Source organism: Streptomyces sp. AB3(2024), assembly GCF_041862025.1.
Lineage (GTDB): Bacteria > Actinomycetota > Actinomycetes > Streptomycetales > Streptomycetaceae > Streptomyces.
Genome location: NZ_JBGWAB010000265.1, coordinates 1 through 4,019, shown reverse-complemented (window position 1 = coordinate 4,019; position 4,019 = coordinate 1). Strand labels below are relative to the sequence as shown.

Sequence of the window (4,019 nt, the reverse complement as noted above, 5' to 3'; positions counted from 1 at the left end):
GATCCGGGCCCGTCAGGTGCCCGTCGACTACGCCTCGCATTCCGCGCATGTGGAGCGGATCGAGGCCGAGCTGCTGGAGGTGCTCGGGCCGATCGTGCCGCGCAAGGCGGAGATCCCGTTCTATTCGACCGTGACCGGTGGTCTCCTGACGGAGACCCTCCTCGATGCCGGGTACTGGTACCGCAACCTGCGTCACCCCGTCCGCTTCGAGGACACCGTCAAGGTCCTCCTCGACAACGGCTTCGCCACCTTCGTCGAGTCCAGCGCGCACCCCGTCCTCACCATGGGCATCCAGGAGACAGCAGAGGCGGCCGGTGCCGAGGTCGTCACCACCGGTTCCCTCCGGCGTGACGAAGGAGGCCTGGAACGCTTCCTGACCTGCGCCGCCGAGCTGTTCGTGCGCGGCACCGACATCGACTGGGCGCGCCTCTTCGAGGGCACCGGCGCCCGCCCCGTCGACCTGCCCACGTACGCCTTCCAGCGCACCCACCACTGGCTTTCCCCCGCCGCCCCCTCCCCGGCCCGTCCGGTCGAAGCGTCGGGCGTGGACGCCCTGCGGTACCGGACCGGATGGCAGAGCCTGCGCGGCGGTGGTACGCCCGTACGCCTGGACGGGACCTGGCTGCTGGTGGTCCCCTCGGACGACGCCCCGGCGGCCGGGCTCGCCGACGGGGCGGAGGCGGCCCTCGTACGGCACGGCGCCCGCGTCGAGCGGGTCACCGTGGATGCCGCCGGCGCCACCCGCGCCGGGCTGGCCGCAGCCCTGGCCGGGCACACCGCCCCGGCCGGGATCCTCTCCCTGCTCTCCCTCGTGCCGGGCCCCGATGCCCTGCGCGCGACGCTGAGCCTCGTCCAGGCCGCCGGGGACGCCGAGCGGAGCGCGGTCGTCACCCGGGTCTGGGCGCTGACCCGCGAGGCCGTCGCCGCCGCGCCCCGGGAGCTGCCGACCGACATCGGAGCCCAGGTGTGGGCCTTCGCCCGGGTGGCCGCCCTCGAACTGCCCGCGCTGTGGGGCGGCGTCGTCGACCTGCCCGCCGAGCCCGACGCCCGAGCCTTCGACCGCGTCGCCGCCGCCCTCGCCCAGGGCGGGCACCCCGGAGCCGAGGACCAGATCGCCGTCCGCGCCTCCGGCTCCTACGGACGCCGCGTCAGCCGGGCAGTCCTGCCCGCCGGGACGGCCGACGGCACCCGCTGGCGTGCCCGCGGCACGGTGCTGGTGACCGGGGGGACCGGGGCCCTCGGCGCGCACGTCGCGCGCTGGCTCGCAGCGCAGGGCGCCGGGCACCTCGTCCTGACCAGCCGCCGGGGTGCCGGGGCGCCGGGTGCCGAGGAGCTGGCCGCCGAACTGCGTGCGCTCGGCGCCGAGGTGACCCTCGCCGCCTGCGACGTCTCCGACCGGAGCGCGCTCGCCGCCCTCCTCGACGCCCACCCCCCGACGGCCGTCTTCCACACCGCGGGCGTCCTCAACGACGGCGTGATCGACACGCTCGACGCCGGCCGCTTCGCCGAGATCGCCGCCGCCAAGGCCGAAGCGGCACGTCACCTGGACGAACTCACCCGCTCCCGACGTCTGGAGCTGGACGCCTTCGTCCTGTTCTCCTCCGTCACCGGTACCTGGGGCAACGGCGGCCAGGCCGCCTACGCCGCCGCCAACGCCTCGCTCGACGTACTCGCCGAACGGCGCCGCGCCGACGGCCTGCCCGCGACCTCCGTGGCCTGGGGCCTGTGGGGCGGCGGAGGCATGGCCGAGGGAACCGGTGAGGCGAACCTGACCCGCAGCGGCATCAGGGCCATCGACCCGCAGGACGGTGTGGACGCCCTGCACCGGGCCCTGGACCACGCCGACGTCTGCGTCACCGTCGTCGACGTCGCATGGGAGGACTTCGCCCCCCGCCGGGCGGCCGGACGCCCCGGCCCCCTCTTCGACACCGTCCCCGAAGCCCGGCAGGCCCTCGAAGCCGAGGGGCGGCGGGCGGGCGGATCCGCCACCACGGGCCGGGCCGACGCGCCCGCCGACGGACTGGCCGCGCGGCTCGCGGCACTGACGGAAACCGAACGGACCCGGACGCTCACCGAACTGGTCCGTACCGAGGCCGCGGCCGTCCTGCGCCACACCGGCACCGACGCGATCCGCCCCGACCGGGCGTTCAAGGACGCCGGGTTCGACTCGCTCACCGCGCTCGAACTGCGCAACCGGCTGGGCCGGGTCACCGGGCTGACGCTCCCCGCCACCGTCGTGTTCGACCGGCCCAGCCCAGCCGCGCTCGCCGCGTACCTGCGCGGCAGGCTCCTGGGCGACGCGGCCGTGGCCCCGTCCCCCGCCGCCGCTCCGGCCGCTGCCGCGGGACCCGACCACGAAGACCCCGTCGTCATCGTCGGCATGGCCTGCCGGTTCCCCGGCGACGCCGACAGCCCCGAGGCGCTGTGGGACCTCGTCATGGCGGAACGCGACGTGATCGGAGCCGCCCCCGTGGACCGCGGCTGGAACCTCGACGAGATCTACGAGCCGGACCCCGAGGCCGCCCGCCGCGGGACGACGTACGTCCGCGAAGGCGGATTCCTGCACGGGGCCGCCGGGTTCGACGCCGACTTCTTCGGGATCTCGCCCCGCGAGGCCCTCGTCATGGACCCCCAGCAGCGGCTGCTCCTGGAAACCTCCTGGGAGGCCCTCGAACGGGCCGGCATCGATCCGCAGTCGCTGCGCGGCACCCGTACCGGCGTCTACGCGGGCCTCACGCACCAGGAGTACGCCTCCCGCCTGCACGAGGCGTCCGAGGAGCACGAGGGACACCTCCTCACCGGCAAGTCCGCGAGCGTCGTCTCCGGCCGCATCTCCTACGCCCTCGGTCTGGAGGGGCCCTCGGTCTCGGTCGACACGGCCTGCTCCTCGTCGCTGGTGGCGCTGCACCTCGCCGCGCAGGCCCTGCGGTCCGGCAGCTGCGACCTCGCCCTCGCGGGCGGCGTCACCGTCATGGCCGCACCTGGTCTGTTCGTGGAGTTCTCGCGCCAGCGCGGCCTCGCCGCCGACGGCCGCAGCAAGGCCTTCGCCGACGCCGCTGACGGCACCAGCTGGGGCGAGGGCGCGGGTATGGTCCTCGTCGAGCGGCTCTCCGACGCCGTGCGCAACGGACATCCGGTGCTCGCGGTCATCCGGGGCGACGCGGTCAACCAGGACGGCGCCAGCAACGGCCTCACCGCCCCCAACGGCCCCTCGCAGGAACGCGTCATCACGCAGGCGCTCGCCAACGCCCGCCTGGGCGTGGCCGACGTGGACGTGGTCGAGGCGCACGGTACGGGTACGCGGCTGGGTGACCCGATCGAGGCGCAGGCGCTGCTGGCCACGTACGGGCAGCGTCCGGCCGGACAGCCTTTGTGGCTCGGGTCGCTGAAGTCGAACATCGGGCACCCGCAGGCCGCGGCCGGTGTGGGCGGTGTCATCAAGATGGTGATGGCCCTGCGGCACGGGAAGCTCCCCAGGACCCTGCACGTGGACGCCCCGTCCTCACAGGTCGACTGGGAGACGGGTGCCGTCGAGCTGCTCACGCAGGCGCGGGACTGGCCGGAGCGCGACGACCGCCCGCGTCGGGCCGGCGTCTCGGCCTTCGGCGTGAGCGGGACGAACGCGCACGTGATCCTGGAGCAGGCCCCGGTGACGGAGCCCGCCGCGGAAGCGGACTCCCGGGAGCTGCCGGTGGTCCCGCTGGTGGTGTCCGCCAGGTCGGCGGCGGGCCTGCGCGACCAGGTGGAACGCCTGCGTACCCACATGGAGGTGGAGCGGGTGCCCGCGCCGCGTCCGCTGGACGTCGGCTACACCCTGGCGTCGGCACGCGCGCTGTTCGAGCACCGCCGGGTGGTCCTCGGCGGTACGACCGTCGAGGGTGTGGCGGGGTCGTTCGGTCGTCGGGTGCTGGTGTTTCCGGGTCAGGGGACGCAGTGGGTGGGGATGGGTGCGGGTCTTCTTGACTCTTCCCCGGTGTTTGCGGGGCGGTTGCGGGAGTGTGCCGATGCCCTGGCGCCGT

1 protein-coding gene is annotated in these 4,019 nt (G+C 75.0%); it reads left to right on the top strand.

All coding sequences use genetic code 11. The annotated features are described in order from the left end of the window. Positions 1–4,019: SDR family NAD(P)-dependent oxidoreductase (locus tag ACEPPI_RS40040; protein ID WP_373920167.1), on the top strand; the 4,019-nt coding region annotated here is incomplete at both ends.